Annotated in this window: 17 protein-coding genes, 2 pseudogenes and 1 riboswitch; of the genes and pseudogenes, 8 read left to right on the top strand and 11 right to left on the bottom strand. The window is 67.2% G+C overall.

Translation table 11 applies throughout. The annotated features are described in order from the left end of the window. Positions 1 to 13: 13 nt before the first annotated feature. A complete protein-coding gene (locus MC375_RS08375) occupies positions 14 to 1,900 on the bottom strand; it encodes an ABC-F family ATP-binding cassette domain-containing protein (protein ID WP_242102818.1) in 1,887 nt (628 codons plus the stop codon). 136 nt (positions 1,901 to 2,036) lie between these two features. Between MC375_RS08375 and MC375_RS08370 the strand changes: the two genes are divergently transcribed. After that, positions 2,037 to 3,251 carry an FAD-dependent oxidoreductase gene (locus MC375_RS08370; protein ID WP_242102817.1) on the top strand — a complete coding sequence of 405 codons (1,215 nt, stop codon included), beginning with the start codon at positions 2,037 to 2,039 and terminating at the stop codon, positions 3,249 to 3,251. Positions 3,252 to 3,339: 88 nt separating this feature from the next. Here the strand turns inward: MC375_RS08370 and btuB are convergent, their stop codons facing one another. Continuing rightward, positions 3,340 to 5,217, bottom strand: coding sequence for a TonB-dependent vitamin B12 receptor (gene btuB, locus MC375_RS08365; protein ID WP_242102816.1), 1,878 nt, complete (start codon positions 5,215 to 5,217; stop codon positions 3,340 to 3,342). Between the two features lie 122 nt (positions 5,218 to 5,339). Beyond that, a riboswitch (cobalamin riboswitch) is annotated at positions 5,340 to 5,582 on the bottom strand. A gap of 658 nt (positions 5,583 to 6,240) precedes the next feature. Beyond that, the gene (clpB, locus tag MC375_RS08360) at positions 6,241 to 8,838 is read right to left on the bottom strand and encodes an ATP-dependent chaperone ClpB (protein ID WP_242102815.1); all 2,598 of its coding nucleotides are present in this window, start codon (positions 8,836 to 8,838) and stop codon (positions 6,241 to 6,243) included. A 350-nt stretch (positions 8,839 to 9,188) separates the two neighbouring features. Here clpB and MC375_RS08355 point away from each other — a divergent pair, with 350 nt between their 5' ends. Beyond that, the gene (locus MC375_RS08355) at positions 9,189 to 10,163 is read left to right on the top strand and encodes a YidB family protein (protein ID WP_242102814.1); all 975 of its coding nucleotides are present in this window, start codon (positions 9,189 to 9,191) and stop codon (positions 10,161 to 10,163) included. Between the two features lie 158 nt (positions 10,164 to 10,321). Next, positions 10,322 to 10,891: a YidB family protein gene (locus MC375_RS08350; protein ID WP_242102813.1), complete on the top strand. Its 570-nt coding sequence runs from the start codon at positions 10,322 to 10,324 to the stop codon at positions 10,889 to 10,891. 60 nt (positions 10,892 to 10,951) lie between these two features. On the opposite strand, the pseudogene pgeF reads toward MC375_RS08350, so the two are convergent. From pgeF to rluD, 3 genes and pseudogenes are all read right to left on the bottom strand, one after another. Continuing rightward, positions 10,952 to 11,434: pseudogene (pgeF, locus tag MC375_RS17805) on the bottom strand (peptidoglycan editing factor PgeF); the annotation flags it as partial. A gap of 213 nt (positions 11,435 to 11,647) precedes the next feature. Beyond that, positions 11,648 to 11,836: pseudogene (locus tag MC375_RS17800) on the bottom strand (laccase domain-containing protein); the annotation flags it as partial. A 50-nt stretch (positions 11,837 to 11,886) separates the two neighbouring features. Beyond that, a complete protein-coding gene (gene rluD / locus MC375_RS08340; RefSeq protein WP_242102811.1) occupies positions 11,887 to 12,870 on the bottom strand; it encodes a 23S rRNA pseudouridine(1911/1915/1917) synthase RluD in 984 nt (327 codons plus the stop codon). A 90-nt stretch (positions 12,871 to 12,960) separates the two neighbouring features. Between rluD and MC375_RS08335 the strand changes: the two genes are divergently transcribed. Then, the gene (locus MC375_RS08335) at positions 12,961 to 13,836 is read left to right on the top strand and encodes an outer membrane protein assembly factor BamD (protein ID WP_242102810.1); all 876 of its coding nucleotides are present in this window, start codon (positions 12,961 to 12,963) and stop codon (positions 13,834 to 13,836) included. Positions 13,837 to 14,047: 211 nt separating this feature from the next. Here MC375_RS08335 and MC375_RS08330 read toward each other — a convergent pair whose 3' ends face one another. The 5 genes from MC375_RS08330 to sucC form a co-directional block, all read right to left on the bottom strand. Beyond that, the gene (locus tag MC375_RS08330; protein WP_242102809.1) at positions 14,048 to 15,703 is read right to left on the bottom strand and encodes an NAD+ synthase; all 1,656 of its coding nucleotides are present in this window, start codon (positions 15,701 to 15,703) and stop codon (positions 14,048 to 14,050) included. A gap of 4 nt (positions 15,704 to 15,707) precedes the next feature. Next, positions 15,708 to 16,028 carry a CcdB family protein gene (locus tag MC375_RS08325; RefSeq protein ID WP_242102808.1) on the bottom strand — a complete coding sequence of 107 codons (321 nt, stop codon included), beginning with the start codon at positions 16,026 to 16,028 and terminating at the stop codon, positions 15,708 to 15,710. Then, complete coding sequence (locus tag MC375_RS08320; RefSeq protein ID WP_242102807.1) at positions 16,028 to 16,276, bottom strand: type II toxin-antitoxin system CcdA family antitoxin; 249 nt, start codon at positions 16,274 to 16,276, stop codon at positions 16,028 to 16,030. The genes MC375_RS08325 and MC375_RS08320 overlap by 1 nt, the downstream gene beginning before the upstream one ends. 167 nt (positions 16,277 to 16,443) lie before the next feature. Further along, a complete protein-coding gene (gene sucD / locus MC375_RS08315) occupies positions 16,444 to 17,319 on the bottom strand; it encodes a succinate--CoA ligase subunit alpha (RefSeq protein ID WP_242102806.1) in 876 nt (291 codons plus the stop codon). Positions 17,320 to 17,478: 159 nt separating this feature from the next. Then, positions 17,479 to 18,645 (bottom strand): ADP-forming succinate--CoA ligase subunit beta, encoded by a 1,167-nt coding sequence (sucC, locus tag MC375_RS08310; protein ID WP_242102805.1) that lies wholly within the window; start codon positions 18,643 to 18,645, stop codon positions 17,479 to 17,481. Positions 18,646 to 19,004: 359 nt separating this feature from the next. On the opposite strand from sucC, the gene MC375_RS08305 reads away from it, so the two are divergent. The 4 genes from MC375_RS08305 to MC375_RS08290 all read left to right on the top strand — a co-directional run bounded on the left by MC375_RS08305 (position 19,005) and on the right by MC375_RS08290 (position 24,964). Further along, the gene (locus MC375_RS08305) at positions 19,005 to 20,612 is read left to right on the top strand and encodes a HAMP domain-containing sensor histidine kinase (protein ID WP_242102804.1); all 1,608 of its coding nucleotides are present in this window, start codon (positions 19,005 to 19,007) and stop codon (positions 20,610 to 20,612) included. Positions 20,613 to 20,674: 62 nt separating this feature from the next. Beyond that, positions 20,675 to 22,087 (top strand): sigma-54 dependent transcriptional regulator, encoded by a 1,413-nt coding sequence (locus tag MC375_RS08300; protein WP_242102803.1) that lies wholly within the window; start codon positions 20,675 to 20,677, stop codon positions 22,085 to 22,087. A gap of 388 nt (positions 22,088 to 22,475) precedes the next feature. Further along, on the top strand, positions 22,476 to 22,892 hold the full coding sequence (locus MC375_RS17705) for a prepilin-type N-terminal cleavage/methylation domain-containing protein (protein WP_277929297.1): 417 nt from the start codon (positions 22,476 to 22,478) through the stop codon (positions 22,890 to 22,892). A 149-nt stretch (positions 22,893 to 23,041) separates the two neighbouring features. Continuing rightward, positions 23,042 to 24,964 carry a hypothetical protein gene (locus tag MC375_RS08290; protein WP_242102802.1) on the top strand — a complete coding sequence of 641 codons (1,923 nt, stop codon included), beginning with the start codon at positions 23,042 to 23,044 and terminating at the stop codon, positions 24,962 to 24,964. Positions 24,965 to 24,976: the final 12 nt, after the last annotated feature.

Genomic DNA, 24,976 nt, shown 5'->3' with positions numbered 1-24,976 from the left:
AATCAGGTGGAGGTCAGGCTGCGTCGGCCTCGTAGAGCGCCAGCAGGGCCGCCTCGGCGATTTCGAGCTGGCCTCGCAGTTCGACCTGCCGCTTGCCCAGTTCACCGGCGCGCGTGCCACCGTCTGCATAGGCCGACGCATCCGACAGCTCGGCTTCGATCCCGGCGAGTGCCGTCTCCAGTTCGACGACGCGCTGTTCCGCCTGCTGCAGCTTCTGCGGATTGGCCTTGCCGCCCTTCTTAGCCGCCGACGGGGCGGGCTGCACCGCTGTCGACGCAGGCGGCGTGGCTTTCACCGCTTTCGCCTCGCCCGCCGCCGGGCGCGAACGCAGCCATGCGGCGTATTCGTCTAGGTCGCCGTCGAACGGTTCGACCACGCCGTCGTGCACGCGCCAGAAGGTATCGCTGACCAAGCCGATCAGGTGGCGGTCGTGCGAGACCATGACGATCGCACCGTCGAAATCGCTCAGGGCTTCGGCCAGCGCCTCGCGCATTTCCAGGTCGAGGTGGTTGGTGGGCTCGTCGAGCAGCAGCACGTTGGGCTGTTTCCACGCGATCAGCGACAGGGCCAGACGCGCCTTTTCGCCGCCGGAGAAGCCATCGATGCTCTCGAATGCGCGGTCGCCGGGAAACTGCCACTTGCCGAGGAAATCGCGGAACGCCTGGGTCGACGAATTCGGCGACAGTTTGCGCAGGTGGTCGATCGGCGACTGCCCCGCCATCAGCGACTCGACCGTGTGCTGGGCGAAGTAGCCGATCCGCAGGTCTGGATGCGCATTGCGCTCGCCGGCCAGCAGCGGCAACTCGCCCACCAATGTCTTCACCAGCGTCGACTTGCCCGCGCCGTTGGGACCGAGCAGGCCGATGCGGTCGCCCGCTTCCAGGCCGAAGCCGACGTTGTGCAGGATCGCCGCGACGCTGCCATCGGGCTGGCGATATCCGCAGTCGGCATGGTTCAGCCGGATCAGCGAGTTGGGCAGTTTCAGCGGCGCGGGGAACTCGATCCGGATCGAGCGCTCGGCGCGCACCGCCTCGGTGCCGGCCAGCTTGGCCAGGCGCTTCATCCGCGACTGCGCCTGTTTTGCCTTGCTCGCCTTGGCCTTGAAGCGGTCGATGAAGCTCTGCAGGTGCGCGCGCTCGGTCTGTTCTTTCTCGAAGGCGATCTGCTGCTGGCGCAGCTGCTCGGCGCGCTGGCGCTCGAAGTCGGTGTAGCCGCCCACGTACAGCCGGGCCTTGCCCTCGTGCAGATGCAGGGTATGGGTGACCACGTTGTCCAGAAACTCGCGATCGTGCGAGATCACCAGCAGGGTGCCCGGGTATTTGCGCAGCCAGTCCTCCAGCCAGACCACCGCATCCAGATCGAGGTGGTTGGTGGGTTCGTCCAGCAGCAGCAGGTCACTGGGCGTCATCAGTGCGCGCGCCACGTTCAGACGCACGCGCCAGCCACCGGAGAAATCCGAAACCGGCTTGGCATGGGTTTCGGCCGGGAAACCCAGGCCATGCAGCAGCTTTCCGGCGCGCGCGGTCGCGTCGTAGCCGTTGAGTTCCTCCAGGCGGTGGTGCGCCTCGGCGACCGCTTCCCAGTCCTCGTTGGCGAAGGCGTTGGCTTCCATCTGGATCGCGGCATGCACCGCCTGGTCGCCGGAGAGGACGAAATCGATCGCGCTGTCGGGCAGCGAGGGAGTTTCCTGCGCCACCGAGGCGATGCGCGCCTTTCCGGGCAGGTCGATGTCGCCGCGGTCGGCCTCCACCTCGCCCATCATCGCCGCGAACAGACTGGACTTGCCGGTGCCGTTGCGCCCGACCACGCCCACCCGGTAGCCGGCATGCAGGGCCAGGTCGACATCGGACAGCAGCAGGCGTTCGCCCCGGCGCAGGGCGAAATTGCGAAAGGAAATCATGCGCAGATTCTATCAATCGTCGATCCGTCGGGCCCGCGCCTCCCGGGGAATGGATCGGAAGTGATCGGGCCCGACGCGCATCGAACCGGGGACGACGTTCACCGGGCCGCACGCGACGGCCGGCTAGCGTGGCTCAATGGACCTGAAAAGCGGCTACCCCTGGTGGGCGATCCGGAACGGCCTGCTGCACGCCTTTCCGCCGCTGCATCAAGACCTGCACTGCGATGTGGCGGTGCTCGGCGCCGGCATCACCGGCGCCTTGATCGCAGACGAACTCGCCGGTCACGGCCATGACGTGATCGTGATCGACCAGCGCGATGTCGGTTGGGGCAGCACCGCCGCCAGCACCGCGCTGCTGCAGTACGAGATCGACACGCCCATGCTCGATCTTGCCCATCGCTACGGCGAAGACGACGCGCTGCTGGCCTATCGCGCCTGTGCGGATGCGGTGGGTTTGCTGCGCGACAAGGCGAAGGCGCTGGGAGCGGTCGATTTCGCCATGGCCGACAGCCTCTACTACGCCAGCAAGCCGCGGCACCTCAAGCCGATGCTGGAGGAATACGCCCTGCGGCGGCGTCATGGATTCCCGGTGCGGTGGCTGGACGCCGCAGACGTCTCGGAACGTTTCGGCTTCGCCGCGCCGGGCGCGATCCTGAGCGGACTCGCCGCAACGGTCGATCCCTATCGCTTCTGCTACCGGCTGCTGCAACGCCTGGAACGCGCGGGCACGCGCGTATTCGATCGCACCACGGTGGCGCGTGTCCTGGCCGACAGGCGCGGAGTCGCGCTGCACACCACCGACGGCTGCGTGGTCCGCGCGCGCCATCTGGTGGTCGCGGCCGGTTACGAAAGCCAGGGCCTGCTCGGCGAGCGGGTGGCACGCAACCGCAGCAGCTACGCCTTCGTCACCGATCCGATCCGGGGCGACGCCCTGCATCGGCTGCGGCGGACGATGCTGTGGGAAAGTGCACGGCCCTACCTGTACCTGCGCACGACCCGCGACGGCCGGATCATCGCCGGCGGCGAGGACGATGCCATCGACGTTCCCGACAAACGCGACGCGCGGCTGGGCAGGAAGACAGACGCATTGATGAAGAAGGTGCGGGCGCTGCTCCCCGGCGTGGCGATGCAACCGGTCTTCAGCTGGGCCGGCACCTTCGCCGAAACCGAAGATGGCCTGCCGTTCTTCGGCCCGCACCGCAAACATGGGCCGCGCGTGCACTTCGCGATGGCCTACGGCGGCAATGGCATCACCTATTCGATGCTCGGCGCGGGCCTGCTGCGCGCGCTGATCGAACGCCGCAGGCACCCGCTGGCGGATCTGTTCTCGTTCGCGCGGCTGGACCGCTGACTTCGCTGCGGCCGCAGCCGCGACATGCCAGCATCGCAACCATGTCCGAAGCCGGCGCTGCCAGATCCCGACAGCGCCGACCCTTGGGTTACTCGGCGGGGCGATAGCGAACCGTCAGGGTGTAGCTGCGGCCAGGCTGCCTGTAGAACGCGGCCGTTTCGTAATCGCGGTCGCCGGCGTTGGCCACGCTGGCCTGCACGCTCCAGTCGCGGTCGATCGCATACGCCGCGCGCAGGTCGACCAGGGAATAGCCACCCATGCGCACGCTGTTGGCCGGATCGTCGTAGCGCGCGCTCGCGGCGTACACGCCGGCGCCGAGGCTGAAGGCGCCGAAGTCGCGATCCACGTCGATGCGCCCGCTGCGGCGTGCGCGGCGCGCCAGCACGTTGCCGTGGTTGAAGTCGTGGCTGTCGTTGCGCGGATCGAGCCAGGTCAGCGCGCCCTGCAGGCTCCACCCGGCGACCTGCACATCGCCGGTCGCCTCGAGGCCGCGGATCCGGGCAGCCTCGATGTTGTTGGGCTGGCCGAACGGATGCGCCGCGTCCACCAGGGTCGGATCGTAGGCGATCAGGTCGTCCACCCGGGTCTGGAACGCATTGAGCGCCCAGCCGCCACGGCGGTGCTTCCCGCGCAGGCCGAGCTCGAAGCTGCGCGAGTTTTCAGGATCGAGTCCGGCATTGCCGAAACCGGGGTAATACAGCTCGTTGAAGCTCGGTGCCTTGTAGGCGGTGCCGTAGCTCGCCGTCAGCCGCAGCGCCCGGGTGAAGTTCCAGCCCCACAGCGCACTGCCGGTGGTCTTGCCGCCGAACTGGTCATCGTCGTCACGGCGCAGCCCGGCCTGCAGGGAATGCGCGCCGAAGCTGCCCTGCCACTGACCGAACAGCCCGCGATTGACGCGACGCTCCACCTCGTAGGGCGTGTCGCTGTCGACCGCATCGCGCAACCAGTCGAAGCCGAAGGTCAGCAGCTGCGCCTTGCCCGCGACCACGTCGGCCTGCAGCGAACCCTGGTTGCGGCGGGTCTCGAAGCGGCTCGCATGCACTCCGTCCAGGCTGTCGTCGCTGCGGTCGTAGGCCTGCCCGATCTTCGCCGTGAACGAGAGCGCGTCGGTCGGCGCATAGCCCACGCGGGCGGAGGCCGCCTGCTGCACCACCTTGGACAGATTGGCGAAGCTGCCGTCGTATTCGTTGCGTCCTTCCGCGCGCAGCACGCGCGCGTCGGCATCCCAGGCATCGCTGAAGCGGTAACCGCCCTGCAGCGTCAGCGAATCGTTGCGGTAGCCGTCGCGGTCCGGATCCAGCCCGGCGTCGTCGAACGGCGAGTCCGGATTGTTGCGCAGCACGTCGATGCCATCGGTGTGCTCGTGCGCCGCGGTCATCGAATACCAACCTGCGCCGGACTTGCCGCCGACTCCGGCGCTCGCACGCAGCGTGCCGAAGCTTCCGGCCGCCAGGCTGGCGTGCGGCGCGAACCCGCCCGCGGGCCGCCGGGTGAAGATCTGGACCACGCCGCCCAGGGCTTCGGATCCGTACAGGCTGGAGAACGGGCCGCGCACGATCTCGATGCGCTCGATCTGCTCCACCGGGATGTCCTGGAACGAAGCGATGCCGGCCGTCGCCGAGCCGATCCGGATGCCGTCGACCATCACCAGCACGTGATCGGATTCGGTGCCGCGCAGGAACAGCGAGGTCAGCTTGCCCGCGCCGCCGCTGTTGCTCATGGTGATCCCGGCCTGACCGCGCAGCAGCTCCGGCAGCGATGCCGGCTGCAGCCGTTCGATGTCGGCGCGGTCGATCACCGAAACCGCGGCCAGGGTTTCGTCCTGGGTGCGCGCAGTGCGCGTGGCGGTGACCACGACGCTATCGAGTTCCTGCGGGCCCTCGCCGGCTGCTGCGGCAAACGTGATGCACGAGGCGATGCCTGCAGCGACCGATGCGCACAGGATGGAACGACGTTGGAACTTCATTGGGAAACTCCTTGCACCGCGCCTGCCCGCGCGGTCGAGCGTGAGGAAGGACAGGCGGCAAGGAGGCTTGGGGGAATCTGCACGCGCACGGCGGCAAGACAGCCCATGACATCGCCCGCCGCATGTCAAGACATGCCTTGGGCCGGTCTCCGGGCTCGCGAGCGGAAGCCATGCTTCCCGGATCGGCGCCTTCCCGTGCAGATGCACAGTGGCCGTTGCCGATCCTTGTCTCGCCTACCGTTGCGGGGGCAGCTCCGGAATTGCTGGTCGGGGGTGTGCTGCGGACAGCACGGCGCCGGCGCACCGGATTCCCGTTTCAACCCTTGGCCGGCCGGCCGCGGGTCACCTCAGGCGGCGCGAAGTCTAGCAGGTTGGGGCAGCGGGGTTTCGACCCACTGCCTGCTGGTGAGCTTGTATAGACCGGTTTCCGGGATGGAATAGCTGCGTGCCCTTGGCCTACCCGCACTCCCAGACGCAAGAAAGGTCCGGACACCCGGAGGGCGGCGGCCATGGATGGCCGCCGTTTTCGGATCGAGCCATGGATGGCGAGTCCGAAAATAGCGACGGCACCTCAGGCATCTTGAGCGCTTTGGACGTCACGAGAAGGTGCTTTCTTTGCCTACTTTCTTTGCACCAGCAAAGAAAGTAGGTCGCCGCAAGGCGAAAGCCTTATGCCCTTTGAGAAGCTTTACGCCCTTTAGGGCGAATGATTCTGACTTTGTTTTCGCTCACACCTCCAATGCGAACAACTTTCGCGCTAAAGCGAAAAGAGCTTTCGCCTGAAGGCGAGTTACTTTCTTTGCTGGTGCAAAGAAAGTAACCAAAGAAAGCACCTACTCGTGAAGTCAAACCCGCTCATGGCGCGTGGAGTGTCACGGAAATTTTCGGACTCGCCATCCTGGCTCGGTCCGAAAACGCCGGCCATCCATGGCCGGCGCCCTCCGGATTTGCCCATGGCGCCGCTGCCGGGAGGCTGGAATCAAGATCAAAAGCGGGTTACGAGTTGGGTAAGGGCAAAACCGATCAATCGTGCCGGAACACCAATTTCCCGCCCTCACCTTCCACGCGCACCACGTCGCCGCTGCCGAACGCACCCGACAGGATCTGCTGCGCCAGCGGGTTCTCCAGCTGCTGCTGGATCGCGCGCTTGAGCGGGCGTGCGCCGTAGACCGGATCGAAGCCGACATTGCCCAGCAGCTCGAGCGCCTGGTCCGAGAGCTCGATGCGGATGCCACGTTCGGCCAGGCGCTTGTCCAGGCCACGCAGCTGGATCCGCGCGATCTGCTTGATCTGCGCCTTGTCGAGCGGATGGAACACGACGATGTCGTCGAGGCGGTTGATGAATTCCGGGCGGAAATGCGCCTGCACCACCGCCATCACCGCGGCCTTCATCTGGGTATAGCCCTCGGCGCTGTCGGCGTGGCTGCCGCGTTCGGACATTTCCTGGATCTGGTGCGAGCCCAGGTTGGAGGTCATCACGATGACCGCATTGCGGAAATCCACCGTGCGACCCTGGCCGTCGGTGAGGCGGCCGTCGTCGAGCACCTGCAGCAGGATGTTGAATACGTCCGAATGCGCCTTCTCGACCTCGTCGAGCAGGATCACGCTGTACGGACGGCGGCGAACCGCCTCGGTCAGGTAGCCGCCTTCCTCGTAGCCGACGTAGCCCGGAGGCGCGCCGATCAGGCGTGCCACCGAATGCTTCTCCATGAACTCGCTCATGTCGATGCGCACCATCGCATCGGGCGAATCGAACAGGAACTCCGCCAGCGCCTTGCACAGCTCGGTCTTGCCCACGCCGGTGGGGCCAAGGAACAGGAACGATCCGGTCGGACGGCCCGGGTCGGACAGGCCGGCGCGCGAGCGGCGGATGGAGTCGGAGACGACCTTGATCGCCTCCTCCTGGCCGACCACGCGCGTGTGCAGGGCGTCCTCCATCTTCAACAGCTTCTCGCGCTCGCCTTCGAGCATCTTGCTCACCGGGATGCCGGTCCAGCGCGCCACAACCTCGGCGATTTCCTCGGCGGTGACCTTGTCCTGCAGCAGGGTGAAGCCGCGCGATTCGGCCTCCTGCGCGACACTGAGCTGCTTTTCCAGCTCGGGCAAGGTGCCGTACTGGATCTCGCTCATGCGCGCGTAGTCCTGCTTGCGCTGCGCCGCCTCCAGCTCCAGGCGCGCGGCCTCGATCTGCTCCTTGATCCGGGTTGCGCCCTGCAGCGTCGCCTTCTCGGCCTTCCAGACTTCTTCCAGATCGTTGTATTCACGCCCCAGCGCGTCGATCTCGGTTTCCAGATTGGCAAGGCGCTGCTTGGATTCGGCGTCCTTTTCCTTCTTCAGCGCCTCGCGCTGGATCTTGAGCTGGATCAGGCGGCGTTCCTTGCGGTCCATCTCCTCGGGCTTGGAATCGATCTCCATGCGGATGCGGCTGGCGGCCTCGTCCATCAGGTCGATGGCCTTGTCCGGCAGCTGGCGGTCGGCGATGTAACGGTGCGAGAGCGTGGCCGCGGCGACGATCGCCGGATCGGTGATCTCGACGCCATGGTGTACGGCGTAGCGTTCCTTCAGGCCGCGCAGGATCGCGATCGTGTCCTCGACGCTGGGTTCGCCAACGAACACTTTCTGGAAACGGCGCTCGAGCGCAGCGTCCTTCTCGACGTACTTGCGGTACTCGTCCAGGGTGGTGGCGCCGATGCAGTGCAGCTCGCCGCGCGCCAGCGCCGGCTTGAGCATATTGCCGGCGTCCATCGAGCCTTCGGCCTTGCCGGCGCCGACCATGGTGTGCAGCTCGTCGATGAACAGGACGATCTGGCCCTCGTTCTTGGACAGATCGTTGAGCACGGCCTTCAGCCGCTCCTCGAACTCGCCGCGGAACTTGGCACCGGCGATCAGCGCGCCCATGTCCAGGCTCAGTACGCGTTTGCCGCGCAGGCCTTCGGGCACCTCGTTGTTGACGATGCGCTGGGCCAGGCCCTCGACGATCGCGGTCTTGCCCACGCCGGGTTCGCCGATCAGCACCGGGTTGTTCTTGGTGCGCCGCTGCAGCACCTGGATGGTGCGGCGGATTTCCTCGTCGCGACCCACGACAGGGTCGAGCTTGCCGGACTCGGCGCGCGCGGTCAGATCGATGGTGTATTTCTCCAGCGCCTGGCGCGCCTCTTCCGCGTTTGCATCCTGCACTTTTTCGCCTCCGCGCAGCTTTTCGATCGCCGCTTCGAGTTTCGCCTTGTCGCCGCCGGCGGCCTTGAGCGCCTTGCCGGCATCCCCGCCGTCATCCAGGGCGGCCAGCAGGAACAGTTCACTGGCGATGTAGGCATCGCCCCTTTGCTGCGCCAGCTTGTCGGTGACGTTGAGCAGGCGGGAGAGATCGTTGCCGACCGACATCGAGCCGGCCTGGCCGGAGACTTTCGGCAACCGGTCCAGGGCCTCGGTCAGGCGCTCGCGCAGCACCGGCACATTGACCCCGGCCTGGGCGAGCAGCGGACGGGTGCCGCCGCCGGACTGGTCGATCAGGGCCAGCAGCAGGTGCGCAGGTTCGATCAGGTTGTGGTCGCGGCCCACGGCCAGCGATTGCGCGTCGGCCAGCGCCTGCTGGAAACGCGAGGTGAGTTTGTCCATTCGCATGGCGAATCGCTCCGGGAGGGGGCCGCTGCCGCGGCAATGTCGGGGAAGTGGCGGCAATGCCGCGTCAAATCAACGCTGCGGTTGCCGTGCGAGCGGCCGTGGGAGCGGCCTTGGCCGCGATTGCTCTTCTTTCTGCAGCCACCGTCGAATGACCAGCCGCCATACAGAAGCGGCGTCTGCAGCGGCTTTCGGCTGGCGTTCTCCAGCCTTGCCAGAAGGCCATTGCGGCCAAGGCCGCCCCCACAGCAGTTCCCACACACCCGCCCCCGATCCCGCAAGGGCGGCGTTCATACCCTCGCGGCGCGGCGCCGCTAGCATCCCTGCTTCCCCCGAGCCACCGTGGAGCCGTCATGTTCGATTCGCTGGTCAACGAGTTGTCGGAACGCTACGGCCTGGGCGACCGAGGACGCGACCTGTTCGGCCTGCTGGTGGCCTATATCCACAACGACCGGCGCGGCGGCTTCGGCGGCTTCATCGAAGGCTTCCGCGAGCAGGGCCATGGCGAACTGCTGTCGTCATGGCTGGGCAACCCCGAAGCCGGCGGCCTGAACGCCAGCGACGTGGGCACCGTGTTCGGACAGGGCCTGCTCAACGACTGGGGCACGCGCCTGGGCGCGAGCCGGGCCACGATCGCGGCCGCGATCGCAGGCGTGTTGCCGCGGCTGGTGGCGGAACTGACCCCGGGCGGACGCATCCCCGGCGGGTTCGGCGCCGCCACGCCGCTTGCCGCGGTCGCCCGCGAGGACGATGCGTCGGGCGTCGGCACACGCCCGCGCGCCGATGGCCTGATCGCAGGCGCGGGCGGCCTCTCGGGCAACGAGTCGGCCTACGACCCGGGCTACATCGTGCCCGGCGAGGAACGCCGTCCCTTCGACGGCCCTGCCCGCTTCGAGCCGCCGCAGATCGACCCCCGCCCGTCCGCGGTCACCTCGCAGCCGCTGCGGCGCGAGCCGTCCTTCGCGCCGGAATCGCCGGCGGTGCGCTCGCCGGTGGATGTGCGGCGCGAGCACGAAAGCACCGCGCGCACTCCGCTGGATCCTGCCGAACAGCGCCTGGCCGACATGGCCGCGGCGTTCGGTCGTCCTGCGCATACGAACCCCCCGGATCCGGACGCCGTGTTCGACGCGCGTGGCCGGCCGGACACCTGGCGGCCGGCCGTGCATCCGCCGCGCAAGGATCGCCGCGGTGCGGGCTGGCTGTTCTGGCTGATCGTGTTGCTGGCGCTGATCGCCGGCGCGGGCTGGTACGTGTGGGCGCAGGGCCTGCTCGATCCTTATATCCAGCGATACCAGTTGCCGATCCGCACATCGCCGTCGACGACGTGATCGCGCGCGCATCGCCTGCGGCGCCATCGGCGCCGCGGATCGCGCTCGCGCACGGTTTCACGGTGGTTGCACGGGCTCAGGGCAGATGATGCATCGCACCCTTCCGCAGTCCGGACCCGTGCATCGCCGTCACTGGGCACACCGAAGGGAGGCAGGGCATGTTCGAGTCGCTGATCCGCGAAGCGGATAGCCGCTTCCACCTGGGCGACGACAGCGCGCGTTTCGTGCGCATGCTGGTGGATGCCGTTTTCAACAGCGGCAGCGGCGGCTTCTCCGGCATGCGCAGCCGCTTTGCCGACGTCGGGCTCGGCGCCCTGTTCTCCTCCTGGATCGGCACTTCGCCCGGCGATAACGTGCTCCAGCCCGACCAGTTCAGCGCCGGCTTCGGAGAATCGCCGGCGCGCAACATCGCTACGCGGCTGGGGATGCCGCCCGTCGCAGTAAACCTGGCAGGCGCGTGGCTGCTGCCCAAGATCGTCGGACTGGTCACGCGTGGTGGAGCGATTCCCGAGGCGCGGCCTGCCGATTACGACCGCTGGTTTGCCGCACCGGCCGCGGAAACCACCGCCACCAACGATCACGGCGCGCTCGCGAACACCGGAGTGTGGTGGATGTGGCCGCTCGGCCTGGTGGTGCTGCTGGTGCTGACGTTCTCCGTCGTGCGCGGCTGCAGCCAGGAAACGGCGACGCCAGAACCGTCCCCTGCGACACCGGGCGCCGCTGCCTAGCACACGGCGCGTTGTACCGGCTGCGCCTGCGGGCGTTTGCGTACGCTCTCAGCAATGTCCTTACGTGCGCCAGACCACGGTCGCCATGCGTCCAGTGCGCTGGTCGCGACGGTGCGAATAGAAGGCGGCCCGATCGGAAATCGTGCACAGCCCGCCGCCGTGGATGTCGTGCACGCCGGCGGCGAGCAGACGCTGTCTGGCCAGCGCATACAGGTCGACGTGCCAGTGATCGCGACGGGTTGCGATGAAGGCGTGGGCCGCAGCAGGATGAGGCGCGACGAACGCCTCGAAGACCTCTTCCCCGACTTCATAGGCCTGCGGGCCGGCAGCCGGCCCGAGCCAAGCGGTCACGGCAGCTGGGGGCGTATGCATGGCGGCAACGGTGGCTTCCAGCACGCCCTTCGCAAGCCCGCGCCAGCCCGCGTGCGCAGCCGCGATCTCGCTGCCATCGGCGGCGGCGAACACCACCGGCAGGCAGTCGGCGGTGAGGATCGCCAGCACCACGCCCGGCGTGGAGGTGACGGCTGCGTCGGCCTCGGGTTCGGCGTCCGTCTCGCTCAGTTCCAGGCCCGGCAGGAGCGACGTCAGTCGCGAGCTTTCGCCGGCATCTTCCGGAAGGTCTCCTCCGGCAGAGGTTTGTGTGGTTCGGGTTGGAGAGCTCGCGACCGACGTCGTTCCTACATGGGGCGCTCCTACATGGGGCGCTCCTACATGGGGCGCTCCTACATGGGGCGCTCCTGCAAGGGTCGTCAGCCGCACCACACCGGTGCCATGCACCTGGCGCAGCCAGCGCGGCGCGGCGGGCAGGCCGTAGGCTTCGACCAGGGCGCGGCGGTTGGCTTCCACGGTGAGCGGATCGTCGCCGCAGCGCGAGCCGAGGTTGAAACGGTCGAATGGCGGCGCCGAGACCCCCGGGCCGGAGCGCAACGTGGTGAATGCATGCACGCCCGGCGGAGTCGGCCAGTTCGCTTGGAGCACGCCCGAGCCGCGTTCGCTCACCGCCGCTCCGCGTGATCGGCCGCGTCCTGGCGCAAGGCCCGCATCAGCTGCTGCATGTCTTCGGGCACCGGCGCAGTGCACCGCACCGGCGTGCCGCTGACCGGATGCGCGAACTCCAGGGTCTCGGCATGCAACGCCTGGCGGCGGAAACCGCGCAGTACGCCGACCAGTTCGTCCGAGGCGCCCTTGGGCAGCTTCAGCGCGCCGCCGTACAGCGGATCGCCGAGGATCGGATGCTTCAGGTGCTGCATATGCACCCGGATCTGGTGGGTGCGGCCGGTTTCCAGCCGGCATTCGAGCGCAGTGTGGGCCCGATAGCGCTCGCGCAGGCGATAGTGGGTGGTCGCATCGCGTCCGTCCTCGCGCACCGCCATGCGCACGCGATCGCGCGGGTGGCGGTCGATCGGCGCGCTGATGCTGCCGCCGGAAACCAACGCACCCATGACGATCGCAAGGTACTGGCGGTGCACGTCACGCTCGGACAGCTGCGCCACCAGCGAGGTGTGCGCAGGCAGCGTACGCGCCACCACCATCACGCCGGAGGTGTCCTTGTCCAGGCGGTGCACGATGCCCGCGCGCGGCAGCGCGGCCAGGGCCGGATCGAAGTGCAGCAGCGCATTGACCAGAGTGCCGCCGGGGTTGCCGGCACCCGGATGCACGACCAGGCCGGCGGGCTTGTCGAGCACGATCACATCGGCGTCCTGGTAGAGCACCGACAGCGGGATGTCCTCGGGCGCGTCGTGGCTCTGGGTTTCGAGCACCACCTGCAGGCTGACCAGCTCGCCGCCGCGCACCGGATCGCGGGGACGCGCCTGATGGCCATCGAGCAGGGCCGCGCCGGATTTGATCCATTCCGACAGCCGCGAGCGCGAATACTCGGGGAACAGCTCGGCCAGGACCGCGTCGAAACGGCGACCGGCGGCGCTGTCCGGGACCTGCTGGGTGCGCGCCGGCTGCGCAGGGAGTTCGGGTGTGCTCATCGTTTCCGGTTCAGGGCGCGGCAGGTGGCCCGCGCAAGGGGACTGCTATTATCCGGCCTTCGTGCCCCCGGCGCCCTCGCCTTCGAGCCCATGACCCCACGCTTCCGCTTTGACCGTCAGCTGCTGCCCCGCTTTGTGCTGATGGCAGTGCTGGTTTCCGTTTTCGCGGTATCCGGCTGCTCGCGGATCAAGGGAATGTTCAAGGACGAGGACGCGAACGAGGGCCTGCCCGTCGAAACCCTCTACAACAAGGGCCACGAGTCGATGATCGACGGCAACTGGAGCCGCGCGGTCGAGACCTACAAACGCCTGGTGGCGCAGTACCCCTACGGCTCCTACACCGAACAGGCGCTGGTGGAAACCGCCTATGCCCAGTTCAAGATGGGCAGCAACGACGAGGCCATCTCGTCGATCGACCGTTTCCTCCGCACCTATCCCACGCACCGCAACACCGCCTACATGTACTACCTGCGCGGACTGGTGAATTCCAGCCGCGACACGGTGTTCCTGCAGAAGGTCTGGAAGCTCGACGCGAGCCGTCGCGACCTGGCCACGCCGATGCAGGCCCACAACGACTTCAGCATCGTCACCTCGCGCTATCCCAACAGCCGGTATGCGACCGATGCGCGTGAGCGCATGCAGGCGCTGCGGAATATGTTCGCGCGCCACGAGATGGAAGCCTCGCTCTACTACCTGCGCCGCGGCGCCTATGTCGCCGCCGCGAATCGGGCCAAGTATCTGGTCGAAACCTATCCGCAGACCCAGTTCCAGAATGATGCGGTCGCCGTCATGGGCGAGGCCTATACCCAGCTCGGCAACAAGACCCTGGCCGACGACGCGCGCCGCGTGCTGCAGCTGAACGAGCCCAGCCACCCGTGGCTGAGCGGCAACTGGCCGGACTACCCCTCGAAGTTCCGCAAGCTCAATCCATTCGCGGGCGAGAAGTCGGCGTTGGACAACAACTGACCGAACAACTCGACGCGTCCGATCGCAACGCCGCCTCCGGGCGGCGTTCGCGTTTGTAGAGCGCCGGGGGGGGGGGGGCCGCCGCGCCCCCACGACCCCCCGCGCCGCCCCCCCGGGCGGGGGGCGCGGGGGGGCCCCGGCCCCCGCCCCCCCCCCCCCCCCCCCCCCCCCCCCCCCCCCCCCCCCCCCCCCCCCCCCGCTCCTACAGGGATCAGGCCGGGTACTTGTTGGTGATGGGGTAACGCCGCTCACGCCCGAAGGCACGGCGTGAGACCTTCGGTCCCGGTGCGGCCTGGTGCCGTTTCCACTCGCTGATCCGCACGAGGCGCAGCACCTTATCCACCGTGCCTGGGTCGAATCCGGCGGCGACGATGTCGTCGCGCGACTGCTCCTGGTCCACGTGCCGCAGCAGGATCGCATCGAGCACATCGTAGGGCGGCAGCGAGTCCTGGTCGGTCTGGTTCTCGCGCAGTTCTGCCGACGGCGGTCGCGAAATCACCGCCTCGGGAATGACCGGTGACCCGGCAATCGCATTGCGCCACCTGGCCAGCGCGAACACCTCGGTCTTGTACAGGTCCTTGATCGGCGCGTAACCGCCGCACATGTCGCCGTAGATGGTGGCGTAGCCGACCGCGTATTCGCTCTTGTTGCCGGTGGTCAGCAGCAGGCCGCCGAACTTGTTGGACAGCGCCATCAGCAGCGCGCCGCGGGTGCGCGACTGCAGGTTTTCCTCGGTGGTGTCCGGCGCATGGCCCTCGAAGGTCTGTGAGAGCGCGTCCAGAAAGCCCTGGAACGGCCGCTCGATGGGCAATGCCATGAGCCGCACGCCCAGCGCGTCGCACTGCTCCTGGGCCAGGTCGTTGGACATCCCCGCGGTATAGCGCGAGGGCATGCGCACGGCAGTGACGTTGTCCGCGCCCAGGGCATCGACGGCGACCGCCAGCACCAGCGACGAGTCGATCCCGCCCGACAGGCCCAGCCAGACCTTGCCGAAGCCGTTCTTGGCGCAATAGTCGCGGGTGCCGCGCACGATCGCGCGCCAGGCCAGGGACTCGCGACCCTCGTCCTTTTCGGCCGGCCAGGCCACGGGCGTGAACTTGCGCGTAGCCGCATCGTAGTCGGCCACCAACCAGTGGTCCTCGAACGCGCGCGCGGCGGCATGCACCAGGCCGTCGCCATCGGCCAGCACCGAGGCGCCGTCGAACACCAGCGCATCCTGCCCGCCGACCGCGTTGAGGTAGGCGATGGCCACCTTCGTCTCGGCCACCCGCTGCGCCAGCAGCGCGTCGCGCTGGGCATGTTTGTCGCGCTCGAACGGCGAGGCATTGGGCACCAGCACCAGCTGCGCGCCGGCGGCCACGGTTTTCGTCAGCGGTTCGGCGAACCACAGGTCTTCGCAGATCACCAGGCCGACCGTCACGCCCCCATTAGAAGCGCGGCTGGCGACATCGAACACGCACGATTCGTCATCCGGATCGACATCGAAGTAGCGACGCTCGTCGAACACCGCGTAATTGGGCAGTTCGCGCTTGCGATAGGTAGCCGCGATCCCCCCGTCGCGCAGCACGCTGGCGGCGTTGTAGGTCACCGCGCCGGCGGACTGCGGCCAGCCGACCACCGCCACGATGCCCGCGACACCAGCGGCGATGCCCTGCAGCGCGGCCTCGCAGTCGCGCAAGAACGAAGGGCGAATCAGCAAGTCCTCGGGCGGATAGCCCGACAGCGCCAGTTCGGGGAACAGCACTAGATCGGCGCCGTGCACATCGCGCGCCTGGACGATGAAATCCGCGATCCGTCGCGCGTTGCCGGCGATATCGCCGACCGGGAAGTCGAACTGGGCCAGGGCGATGCGAAGGGAAGTAGACATCGGCTCAGATTCCCGAGATCAACAGATCGAGCGCCGCGAACATGACGCCGCGTTCGGACCCAAGATCGGCTTCAAGCGCACCAAGATCGGCCAGTTCCACTGCGCTCAGCAACGGTGTCATCAGTACGTGGGCCTTGCCGTTGACGTCGATGAGTGGAGCCAGCGACGAGATCGGCGGTGGGTGCCGGTCGCCCGACGCCGGCACCATCGGTACGACGATGCGGGTGCCGGTCTCGCTGATCAGATCGCTCTGCACATTCAGCAGCAGTGGATACGCAGAGCGCGTGGCTGCATTCCGATTCCGGTAAACGCAAAACTGGCGCATCACCGCTTGCGGAACATCGAGCTCAGTACGCCGTGTTCGGCCACCCAGGCGTTGTAGCCCTCGATCGCGCCGCGGTTTTCCTCCCGCCAACGCTCGCGCTTGCGGGCACGGACTTCCGCTTCCAGCGCGCGTTCCAGCGTTGCGGACAGGTTGATGTCCAGCGCCTTGGCGGCCTCCAGCAGGCCCTGATTGATGCTGACGTTGGTCGCACGCTTGCCATAGCCTGCGTAGTCTTCGCGGATGCGCATGGGCGGCCCTCCCGTATGCGCATGGAATATGCGCATCAATCTGGCGCATGTCAACAGAACACGTCCCTGGCAAGAAGCCGTCCGGACGTGGCGTCAGGCCGTTTGTAGGAGCGGCACTTTGCCGCGACTGGGGTCGCGCCGAAGCGGCGCTCCTACAAAGCTTCCGGTTACCCCGCCAATCGCTTGGCGATCGCCGCGCCCAGGTCGCCGGGCGACTTGACCGTGGTGACGCCGGCCTGCTCCAGCGCGGCGAACTTACCTTCCGCGGTGCCCGCGCCGCCCGAGGCGATGGCGCCAGCATGGCCCATGCGCTTGCCCTTGGGCGCCGACGCGCCGGCGATGAAGCCGACCACCGGCTTGGTCACGTGTTCGGCGATGAACTCCGCGGCTTCCTCTTCGGCCGAGCCGCCGATCTCGCCGACCAGGATGATGCCCTCGGTCTGCGGATCGTCCTGGAACAGCTTGAGCGCATCGATGAAGTTGGTGCCGTTGATCGGGTCGCCGCCGATACCGATGCAGGTCGACTGACCAAGACCGACGTCGGTGGTCTGCTTCACCGCTTCATACGTGAGCGTGCCCGAACGCGAGACGATGCCGATCTTGCCGGGCTTGTGGATGTGGCCGGGCATGATCCCGATCTTGCATTCGCCCGGGGTGATCACGCCGGGGCAGTTGGGCCCGATCAGGACCACATCGTCGTAGCCCTTCAGCGTGTTCTTGACCCGCAGCATGTCCAGCACAGGGATGCCCTCGGTGATGCACACGATCACCCGGATGCCGGCATCGGCCGCCTCCAGGATCGCGTCGGCCGCGAACGGCGGCGGTACGTAGATCACCGAGGCATCGGCGCCGGTTTCGGCGACCGCATCGGCGACCGTGTTGAACACGGGCAGGCCCAGGTGCTCGGTGCCGCCCTTGCCCGGGGTGACGCCGCCGACGACCTTGGTGCCGTATTCGAGCATCTGTTCGGCGTGGAAAGTGCCCTGCTGGCCGGTGAAGCCCTGCACGATCACTTTGGTGTTCTTGTTGATCAGGACGGACATTTCTTGGGATTCCTTCGTGTTCGGATGTCGATCGCTTCGGCTGCATCGGACAAGGAATGAAACTCCTTGTCCGTCAGGGCATGCCTCCACAATCCCCACCCCGCCGCTGCGCGCCGGGGTCGCCCCCTTGACTCAAGGGGGCTGGAAAATCGGTTCGCGTCAGGCAGCCTTGGCTGCGGCAACGGCCTTCTTCGCGCCGTCGTTGATGTCGTCGGCCGGGGTGATGGCCAGGCCGCTGTTCTTCAGCAGGGCCTTGCCTTCCTCCACGTTGGTGCCTTCCAGGCGCACGATCACCGGCACCTTGACGTCGACTTCCTTGACCGCGGCGATGATGCCCTCGGCGATCATGTCGCAACGGACGATGCCGCCGAAGATGTTGACGAAGATCGCCTTCACGCCCGAATCGGACAGGATCAGCTTGAACGCCTCGGTCACGCGCTCCTTGTTGGCGCCGCCGCCGACGTCGAGGAAGTTGGCAGGCGTGCCGCCCTCGAGCTTGATCACGTCCATCGTGGCCATGGCCAGGCCCGCGCCGTTGACCATGCAGCCGATGTCGCCGTCCATGGTGACGTAGTTGAGGTCGTGCTGGCTGGCCTTGACCTCGGTCTCGTCCTCCTGGCGGATGTCGCGCATCGCCACCAGTTCCGGATGGCGGAAGCTGGCGTTGTCGTCGGAATTGATCTTGCCGTCGAGCACGGCCAGGTCGCCGTTCTTCAGGATCGCCAGCGGGTTGAGTTCCACCAGCGCCAGGTCCTTTTCGTTGAACAGCTTGTACAGGCCCAGCATGATCTTGCTCAGCTGGTTCACCTGCTTGGCGGTGAGCCCTAAGGCGAAGCCGAGCTCGCGGGTCTGGTAGGGCTGCAGCCCCTGCACGAAGTTCACGTTGAGGGTCTTGATCGCGTCGGGATTCTCCACCGCGGTCTTCTCGATCTCCACGCCGCCATCGCTGGAGGCAATGAAGGTCACCGACTGCGTCGCGCGGTCGACCAGCACCGACAGGTACAGCTCCTTGGCGATGTCGGTGGCCTGGGTCACCAGCACGCTGTCGACCGGCAGCTCGACGCCGGCGGTCTGGTAGGTGGCCATCTTCGTGCCGAGCATGCCCTTGGCGTATTCGCGCACCTCGTCCAGGGTCTTGGCCAGTTTCACCCCACCGGCCTTGCCGCGGCCGCCGGCGTGGATCTGCGCCTTGACCACCCAGAAGTCGCCGCCGATCGCCTTGGCGGCGTCGACCGCCTCGTCGGCGGTACGGGCCACGCGTCCTGCGGGGACTGCGATGCCGTAGTCGCCGAACAGCTGTTTCGCCTGATATTCGTGGAAATTCATTGCTCACCGGGAGAGGAAGGAAGGCACGCCGCGCGCTACGGGCGCCGGGCAGGCCTGCGCGGGGTGCGGGCGGGAGGGGTACCGCGTTGGAACCGGCATTTTCGCCCAGATTGCGGCAGCGCGGCAAAATCTGTCGCCGGGCATGCAGCAGGCCCCGTATGAGAGCGACTTCGTGGGAGCGGCTTCAGCCGCGAATGCCTTTCTTGCCAGGGGACCAATGCCTTTCCTGGCCCAAGCAAGAGCAATCGCGACCAAGGTCGCTCCCACAGAGGTCGCTGCCACAAAGCTCCCGCAGGCGACCGAGCCAATCCCACGCCCACGCCCTGCCTATACTCCGCCGACCCCGTACGGATCGCCCCGTGGCCCGACGCACCGCCGAAGCGCTGCCCCTGGATGAGTCCGTGCGCCGGGAGGTGTACTTCTTCGGCCTGTACCGGCTGCTGGAAGCGGCGCTGCTGGCGCTGATCTTCTTCGGCCCGGAAAGCGCGCTGTTCGGTACTCCACGGCTGCCGCAGCTCGGCGCAGCCGTGACCCTGTTCTACCTGCCGGCATCGCTGGCATTGATGTTATGGGCACACCAGGGCCGCGCGCTGCGCTGGTACGTGCTGGTCGGCACCGCCGTGGACATCGGCGTCGCCACCCTGGCCGCGCACGCGCACCCGGCGGCGGCATCGGGCATCGCGATGATGCTGCTGTTCAACGTCGGCTCGGCCTCGCTGCTGCTGCCGCTGCGTTACGGCATGTCCGCGGCGATGCTGGCGGCGGCGGCGCTGCTGGGCGAGTACATCTGGAACCGCGTCATGGATCCAGGCGCCGCACAGCCGTTCGCCGAGCGGCTGATGTTCGCGGTGAGCTACGGCGCGTTCGCGGGGCTGACCTGGCTGCTCGGACGGCAGATGCGCACGCAGCAGGCGCTGGCGGCGCGGCGCGGCGCCGAAGTGGCCGACATGGCCGCGCTCAACGAGCTGATCATCCGCCGCATGCGCACCGGCGTACTGCTGGTGGACGCCAACCGCCAGATCCGCATGGTCAACGAAGCCGCGCTGCTGCTGCTCGGCCAGTCGGGCCGGGACATGAGCGGCAGCGACCTGGCGCAGGTGTCGCCGCCGCTGGCCGAGCGCCTGGCTGCCTGGCGCCGCGACCACGATCCCGACCACCCGCCGCTGGCGCTGGGCGACGACCAGATCGAGGTGCTGCCGCGGTTCGTGCAGCTCATGGCGTCCAGCCAGAGCACGCTGGTATTCCTGGACGATGCCTCGGTGCTCTCGCGTCGCGCCGAATCGCTCACCCTGGCCGCCATGGGCCGCTTCTCGGCCAGCCTGGCGCACGAGATCCGCAACCCGCTGGCCGCGATCAGTTACGCCACCCAGCTACTCGAGGAATCGCGCGAGATCGGCGACGCCGATCGCCGCCTGCTGCAGATCGTGCACCAGCAGTGCCAGCGCACCAACGGCATCGTCGAGAGCGTGCTCAGCCTGGCCCGGCGCGAACGCGCCAACCCCGAGCACGTCGACCTGGCGCAGTTCGTGCGCCGCTTCGTGGAGGACTACCGCCAGGTGCTGCCCGAGGATAACGGCAGCCTCAAGGCCACCGGGCCCAGCAAACCCGTGCCGGCCATGGTCGACCCGCGCCACCTGCAGCAGGTGCTGACCGTGCTGGTGCAGAACGCGCTGACCCACGGCTACCTGCCCGGCCAGGCGCCGCGGGTATCGGTGAACGTGCACGTGCTGGACGGCGCTCCGGTCATCGACGTGCTCGACCGTGGCCCAGGCATCCCGGCCGGCGTGCTGACGCAGCTGTTCCGCCCTTTCTTCACCACCTCCGAAACGGGCACCGGGCTGGGCCTGTACATCGCCCGCGAGCTGTGCCACGCCAACCAGGCCAGCCTGGACTACGTGGGCGCGGCCGGCGGGGGCGGCTGTTTCCGGGTCACGTTGTCGGCACCGCAGGGCCTGCTGACGGGGTGATTGCGCATTGATGACGCAAAGCGTCACACTTTGCCCCATCCCCCAAGGCGAAGGTCGCGTCCATGACTGCACCCCGCAGCGTCCTGATCGTCGACGACGAACGCGATATCCGAGAACTGCTGGTGCTCACCCTGGGACGCATGGGGCTGCGCACCGACACCGCCGCCACCCTGGCCGAGGCCCGCGCCCAGCTGGCCAGCGGCAACTACGACCTGTGCCTGACCGACATGCGCCTGCCCGATGGCAGCGGGCTGGACCTGATCGCCGAGATCTCCAGCCAGCACCCGCAGCTGCCGGTGGCCATGATCACCGCCTTCGGCAACGTCGAAGCCGCGGTGGAAGCGCTGAAGGCCGGCGCCTTCGACTTCCTCAGCAAGCCCGTGGACCTGAACGTGCTGCGCGACCTGGTGCAGCGCGCGCTGGACCTGGGCCTGAAGGTGCCGACCGGCAACGGCATCGCGCGCGTGGGCCGGCTCACCGGCAACTCCCCGGCCATGCAGCAGCTGCGCGACACCGTGGCCAAGGTCTCACGCAGCCAGGCGCCGGTGCACATCAGCGGCGAGTCGGGCGTGGGCAAGGAGCTGGTGGCGCGCACCATCCACAACGAAGGCGGCCGCGCCAGCGGCCCGTTCGTGCCGGTCAACTGCGGCGCGATCCCGGCCGAACTGATGGAGAGCGAGTTCTTCGGCCACAAGAAAGGCAGCTTCACCGGCGCCCACGTCGACAAGACCGGCCTGTTTCAGGCCGCCAATGGCGGCACCCTGTTCCTGGACGAGATCGCCGAGCTGCCGCTGCCGATGCAGGTCAAGCTGCTGCGCGCGATCCAGGAAAAATCGGTGCGCCCGGTCGGCGCGCAGGCCGAGGTGCCGGTGGACGTGCGCCTGCTCTCGGCCACCCACAAGGACCTCTCCGCGCTGGTCGCCGACGGCCGTTTCCGCCACGACCTGTACTACCGCATCAACGTGATCGAGATGCGCGTGCCGCCGCTGCGCGAGCGCGGCGAGGATCTCAAGCCGCTCGCCGACGAGATCCTGCTGCGCCTCTCGCGGCCGGGCCAGCCCGCGCCGACCCTGGGCGAAGACGCGCTGGAAGCGCTGCGCAGGTATCCCTTCCCCGGCAACGTGCGCGAGCTGGAGAACATCCTCGAGCGCGCCCTGGCCATGGCCGACGATGCCCGCATCGGCGCCAGCGACCTGCGCCTGCCCCTGGCCGCGCCCGTGCCCGGCAGCCAGACCCAGCCGGCGGCCGGCCCCGCTGCGCCGCAACCGCAGCCGGCCGCCGCCTCCGACCCGCGCACTCTCAGCCCCTACGACACCGCCAGCAGCCGCCTGCCTGAATACATGGAACTGCTCGAACGCAAGGCGATCGAACAGGCCCTGCAGGACAATCGCTACAACAAGACCAAGACCGCCAGCGCCCTGGGCATCACCTTCCGCGCGCTGCGCTACAAGCTGAAGAAGCTCGGTATCGACTGACCCGTGGGCGGCCTAGGCCGCGAATGCTCTTGTAGAGCGCCTCTCAGGCGCGACCGCATCAACCGGGTGTCGACTGGCGAACGGAACCCCCGGTCGCGCCGAAGCGGCGCTCCTATAAACATCAACCGGCGTCGGATCCCAACGTCCGCACCTGACCCAGCCGTGTCACGCCACGTCACAAAGCGACGCTTTGGAGCGAGCGTTCAGCCCCGTTCAGGATCGAAGCGTGATCTATCTCACGGATTGCGCGGGACCTGCGCCCGCTCTATGTATTTGGCACGCGTTCTGCGTTCATCTCTCTGCACGTGCGGCGTCGCACGGCTACCCGACGGACCGGCAATACCGGTGACCGGGCACGTGAAGTTCAACAACTCCTAGGGGAAACACCATGAAGAAGATGCAGCAGGGCTTCACCCTGATCGAACTGATGATCGTGGTCGCGATCATCGCCATCCTGGCGGCCATCGCGCTGCCGGCGTACCGTGACTACACCGTCAAGGCCAAGATCACCAATGCCATTGGTGGCCTGGCCGGCGAGAAGATCAAGGTCGGCGAGAACTACGGGTCAGGCGTCGCCTTGGCGGACGTTTGCACCGGTGTTGCCCAATGCACCGGCGAAGGCGTGCTCGCTGGCCGCAATATGAGCGACGGTGTCGAAGCTGCGGACAACTGGGTCGAAGTCACCCTGACTCCGTCCTTCCCGTCCGGCCCTGCCGGCCGCATTGTCTGGGAATGCGAACCGACCGACTCTGACGGCATCACTTTCACCTCCACCAACACCCCGGCCGACTGCCCGGCGCCGTAATCTGCAGATCCAAGAGTTCTTCGCGTCTTGCAAAGCCCCGGTACATCCGGGGCTTTGTCTTTTCGGCGGGCGGTCGCCATGTGATCCCGCCTCTTTCCGGTTTACCTTGCTCTGAAGCCTGACCACCGAGATTCCACGTGCACACTTTGATGCGTAGCCCCTTCTCCTGGCTGGCGATTGCCATTGTCTTCGCGGCCGCCGCGTACTGGACCGGCCTAACAGGCCCGCTACTCCTAGACGACCATTACAACCTTGAGGTGCTGCAACGCTGGCTGCAGGGAGACGCGACGTTGCGCGAAGTGGCATTCGAGGGTCGTTCGGGCCTATTCGGGCGTCCACTAGCGATGACCAGTCTGGCCCTTAGCGCCTGGCTCGGGGGTTATCAGCCCTTCTCTTTCAAGTTTGGCAACTTGCTTGTGCACTTGCTGACCGGCGGGATCGTGTTCGGGCTGACGCGGAGGATCGCCATGCGCGACCCACGCCTGATCGGGGTCGCCGAGCGGGTAGCAGTTGCCGTCGCCGCAATTTGGCTGTTGCATCCCCTCAATGCGAGCACCGTGTTGTATGCAGTGCAACGCATGGCGCAGATCTCCGTGTTGTGCGTGCTCGCTGGCATGTGGCTGTACATGGCCATGCGCGACCGCATCATGGAGCGCAACGACGACCGCAACGCCATCGCCTCTCTGATCATCGGCATTCCGCTTCTTCTGATAGCCGGTTTTCTGTCGAAGGAGAACGCGTTGCTGCTACCGGCGTTGTGCGCGGTCCTTGAACTCGGCTGCTACAGAAACACGCCGCGGCCTCTCGCGGTGAAAGCCTTCTTTGGCGCCTACCTGTTCCTGCCTTTCCTGCTGGGTTTGGTACTGCTGGCAAGCAACCCGGCGCGCATCGCCGATGGCTACCTGGTCCGCGACTTCGACTGGCAACAACGATTGCTGACTCAGGCGCGCGTGTTGTGCGACTACTTGTGGAAGATCGTGGCGCCAAACCCTCCGGCCATGGGCGTATATACAGACGACTACGCCGCATCGACCGGACTGCTCGCACCGCCTACGACATTGCTCGCGATTCTGGTGCTGCTGGCGATCACCTTTGCAGCGTGGCGGCTACGCAAGGTATTGCCTTCGCTGTTCATCGGGTGGGGCATCTTCTTGGTCGGGCATGCGATGGAATCCAGTGTGCTGCCACTGGAGCTGTATTTCGAGCATCGCAACTACCTGCCGATGGTGGGAGTGCTGTACGCGCTGGCCGGGTTGGTGGTCACCGTCGCAGGCAGGTTGCGCGCGTCGGGATTGCGTCCGGGCCGCATTGGTGCGGTAGCGGCGGTAGCTCTCTTCGCGCTGTTGGTGTTCGGCGTGCATGGGCGCGCACGCATTTGGAGCACACAAGAAACCCTTGCCCTGAGCGCCGTCACGAGCCATCCGGAGTCCGTTCGCGCCAACATGTCTCTGGTGCAGGTGGCACTTCGACACGATAACCGTGAGGTCGTCGACCAGGCATTACTGCGCATGATCGCCGCCGAGAATCCCCGCACTCGGGCGATGGGATATTTCAACCGTCTTTACCTTGGATGCGCGCTCGATCGTAGCGGCAACCCCGAAGACCTTCGACGCGCATTGGCGTCGATACCGCCGCGGGTGACTTATGCCGATCCCGAGTTCTTCGGCCTGTTGCTGGACAACACCAAGCAGGGTTGCGGTCCGATAACAGACCGGATGCTTGGCGATGCATTGGACACGGTGCTGGATCGCGCCACCGCCCAAGCCGACGGAGAATGGACGAAATGGCGGCTGCGCAACATCGCTGCCCGCTTCTACGCACGTAGTGGTGACTGGCAAAGGACGCGTGAACAAGCACAGCTTGCCTGGCAAGCCGGTACCGATCCGGCGGCTGCCGAATTGCTCGTGCGGGCCCAGTTAAAGACCGGCGACATCGTCGCCGCGGAGCGTACCTTCACCGATGCCAACGCGCGTATCGATCCATCGAATCACGCCGACGCTGCTGGAATCCGCAGGGTCCGTGCACAGATCGAAGCTGCAAAGGCGTCGAAGGATGGTACGGGTAACCAGTGAATACCGCACCGG

The sequence above is a fragment of the Lysobacter sp. M2-1 genome (genome assembly GCF_022662495.1).
In the GTDB taxonomy this organism is placed as follows: domain Bacteria; phylum Pseudomonadota; class Gammaproteobacteria; order Xanthomonadales; family Xanthomonadaceae; genus JAKPBU01.
Note: the sequence above shows the minus strand (reverse complement) of the source record. Positions and strands in the feature narration are given on the sequence as shown.

Bases quoted from the DNA above. Each gene is read 5' to 3' on its own strand.
- MC375_RS08320 (WP_242102807.1), bottom strand. From the start codon at position 16,276: ATGCGCATCCGCGAAGACTACGCAGGCTATGGCAAGCGTGCGACCAAC.
- MC375_RS08300 (WP_242102803.1), top strand. From the start codon at position 20,675: ATGACTGCACCCCGCAGCGTCCTGATCGTCGACGACGAACGCGATATC.
- MC375_RS08375 (WP_242102818.1), bottom strand. From the start codon at position 1,900: ATGATTTCCTTTCGCAATTTCGCCCTGCGCCGGGGCGAACGCCTGCTG.
- MC375_RS08325 (WP_242102808.1), bottom strand. From the start codon at position 16,028: ATGCGCCAGTTTTGCGTTTACCGGAATCGGAATGCAGCCACGCGCTCT.
- rluD (WP_242102811.1), bottom strand. From the start codon at position 12,870: ATGAGCACACCCGAACTCCCTGCGCAGCCGGCGCGCACCCAGCAGGTC.
- MC375_RS08350 (WP_242102813.1), top strand. From the start codon at position 10,322: ATGTTCGAGTCGCTGATCCGCGAAGCGGATAGCCGCTTCCACCTGGGC.
- MC375_RS08355 (WP_242102814.1), top strand. From the start codon at position 9,189: ATGTTCGATTCGCTGGTCAACGAGTTGTCGGAACGCTACGGCCTGGGC.
- MC375_RS08330 (WP_242102809.1), bottom strand. From the start codon at position 15,703: ATGTCTACTTCCCTTCGCATCGCCCTGGCCCAGTTCGACTTCCCGGTC.
- MC375_RS08290 (WP_242102802.1), top strand. From the start codon at position 23,042: ATGCGTAGCCCCTTCTCCTGGCTGGCGATTGCCATTGTCTTCGCGGCC.
- MC375_RS17705 (WP_277929297.1), top strand. From the start codon at position 22,476: ATGAAGAAGATGCAGCAGGGCTTCACCCTGATCGAACTGATGATCGTG.
- btuB (WP_242102816.1), bottom strand. From the start codon at position 5,217: ATGAAGTTCCAACGTCGTTCCATCCTGTGCGCATCGGTCGCTGCAGGC.
- MC375_RS08335 (WP_242102810.1), top strand. From the start codon at position 12,961: ATGACCCCACGCTTCCGCTTTGACCGTCAGCTGCTGCCCCGCTTTGTG.
- clpB (WP_242102815.1), bottom strand. From the start codon at position 8,838: ATGCGAATGGACAAACTCACCTCGCGTTTCCAGCAGGCGCTGGCCGAC.
- sucC (WP_242102805.1), bottom strand. From the start codon at position 18,645: ATGAATTTCCACGAATATCAGGCGAAACAGCTGTTCGGCGACTACGGC.
- MC375_RS08370 (WP_242102817.1), top strand. From the start codon at position 2,037: ATGGACCTGAAAAGCGGCTACCCCTGGTGGGCGATCCGGAACGGCCTG.
- sucD (WP_242102806.1), bottom strand. From the start codon at position 17,319: ATGTCCGTCCTGATCAACAAGAACACCAAAGTGATCGTGCAGGGCTTC.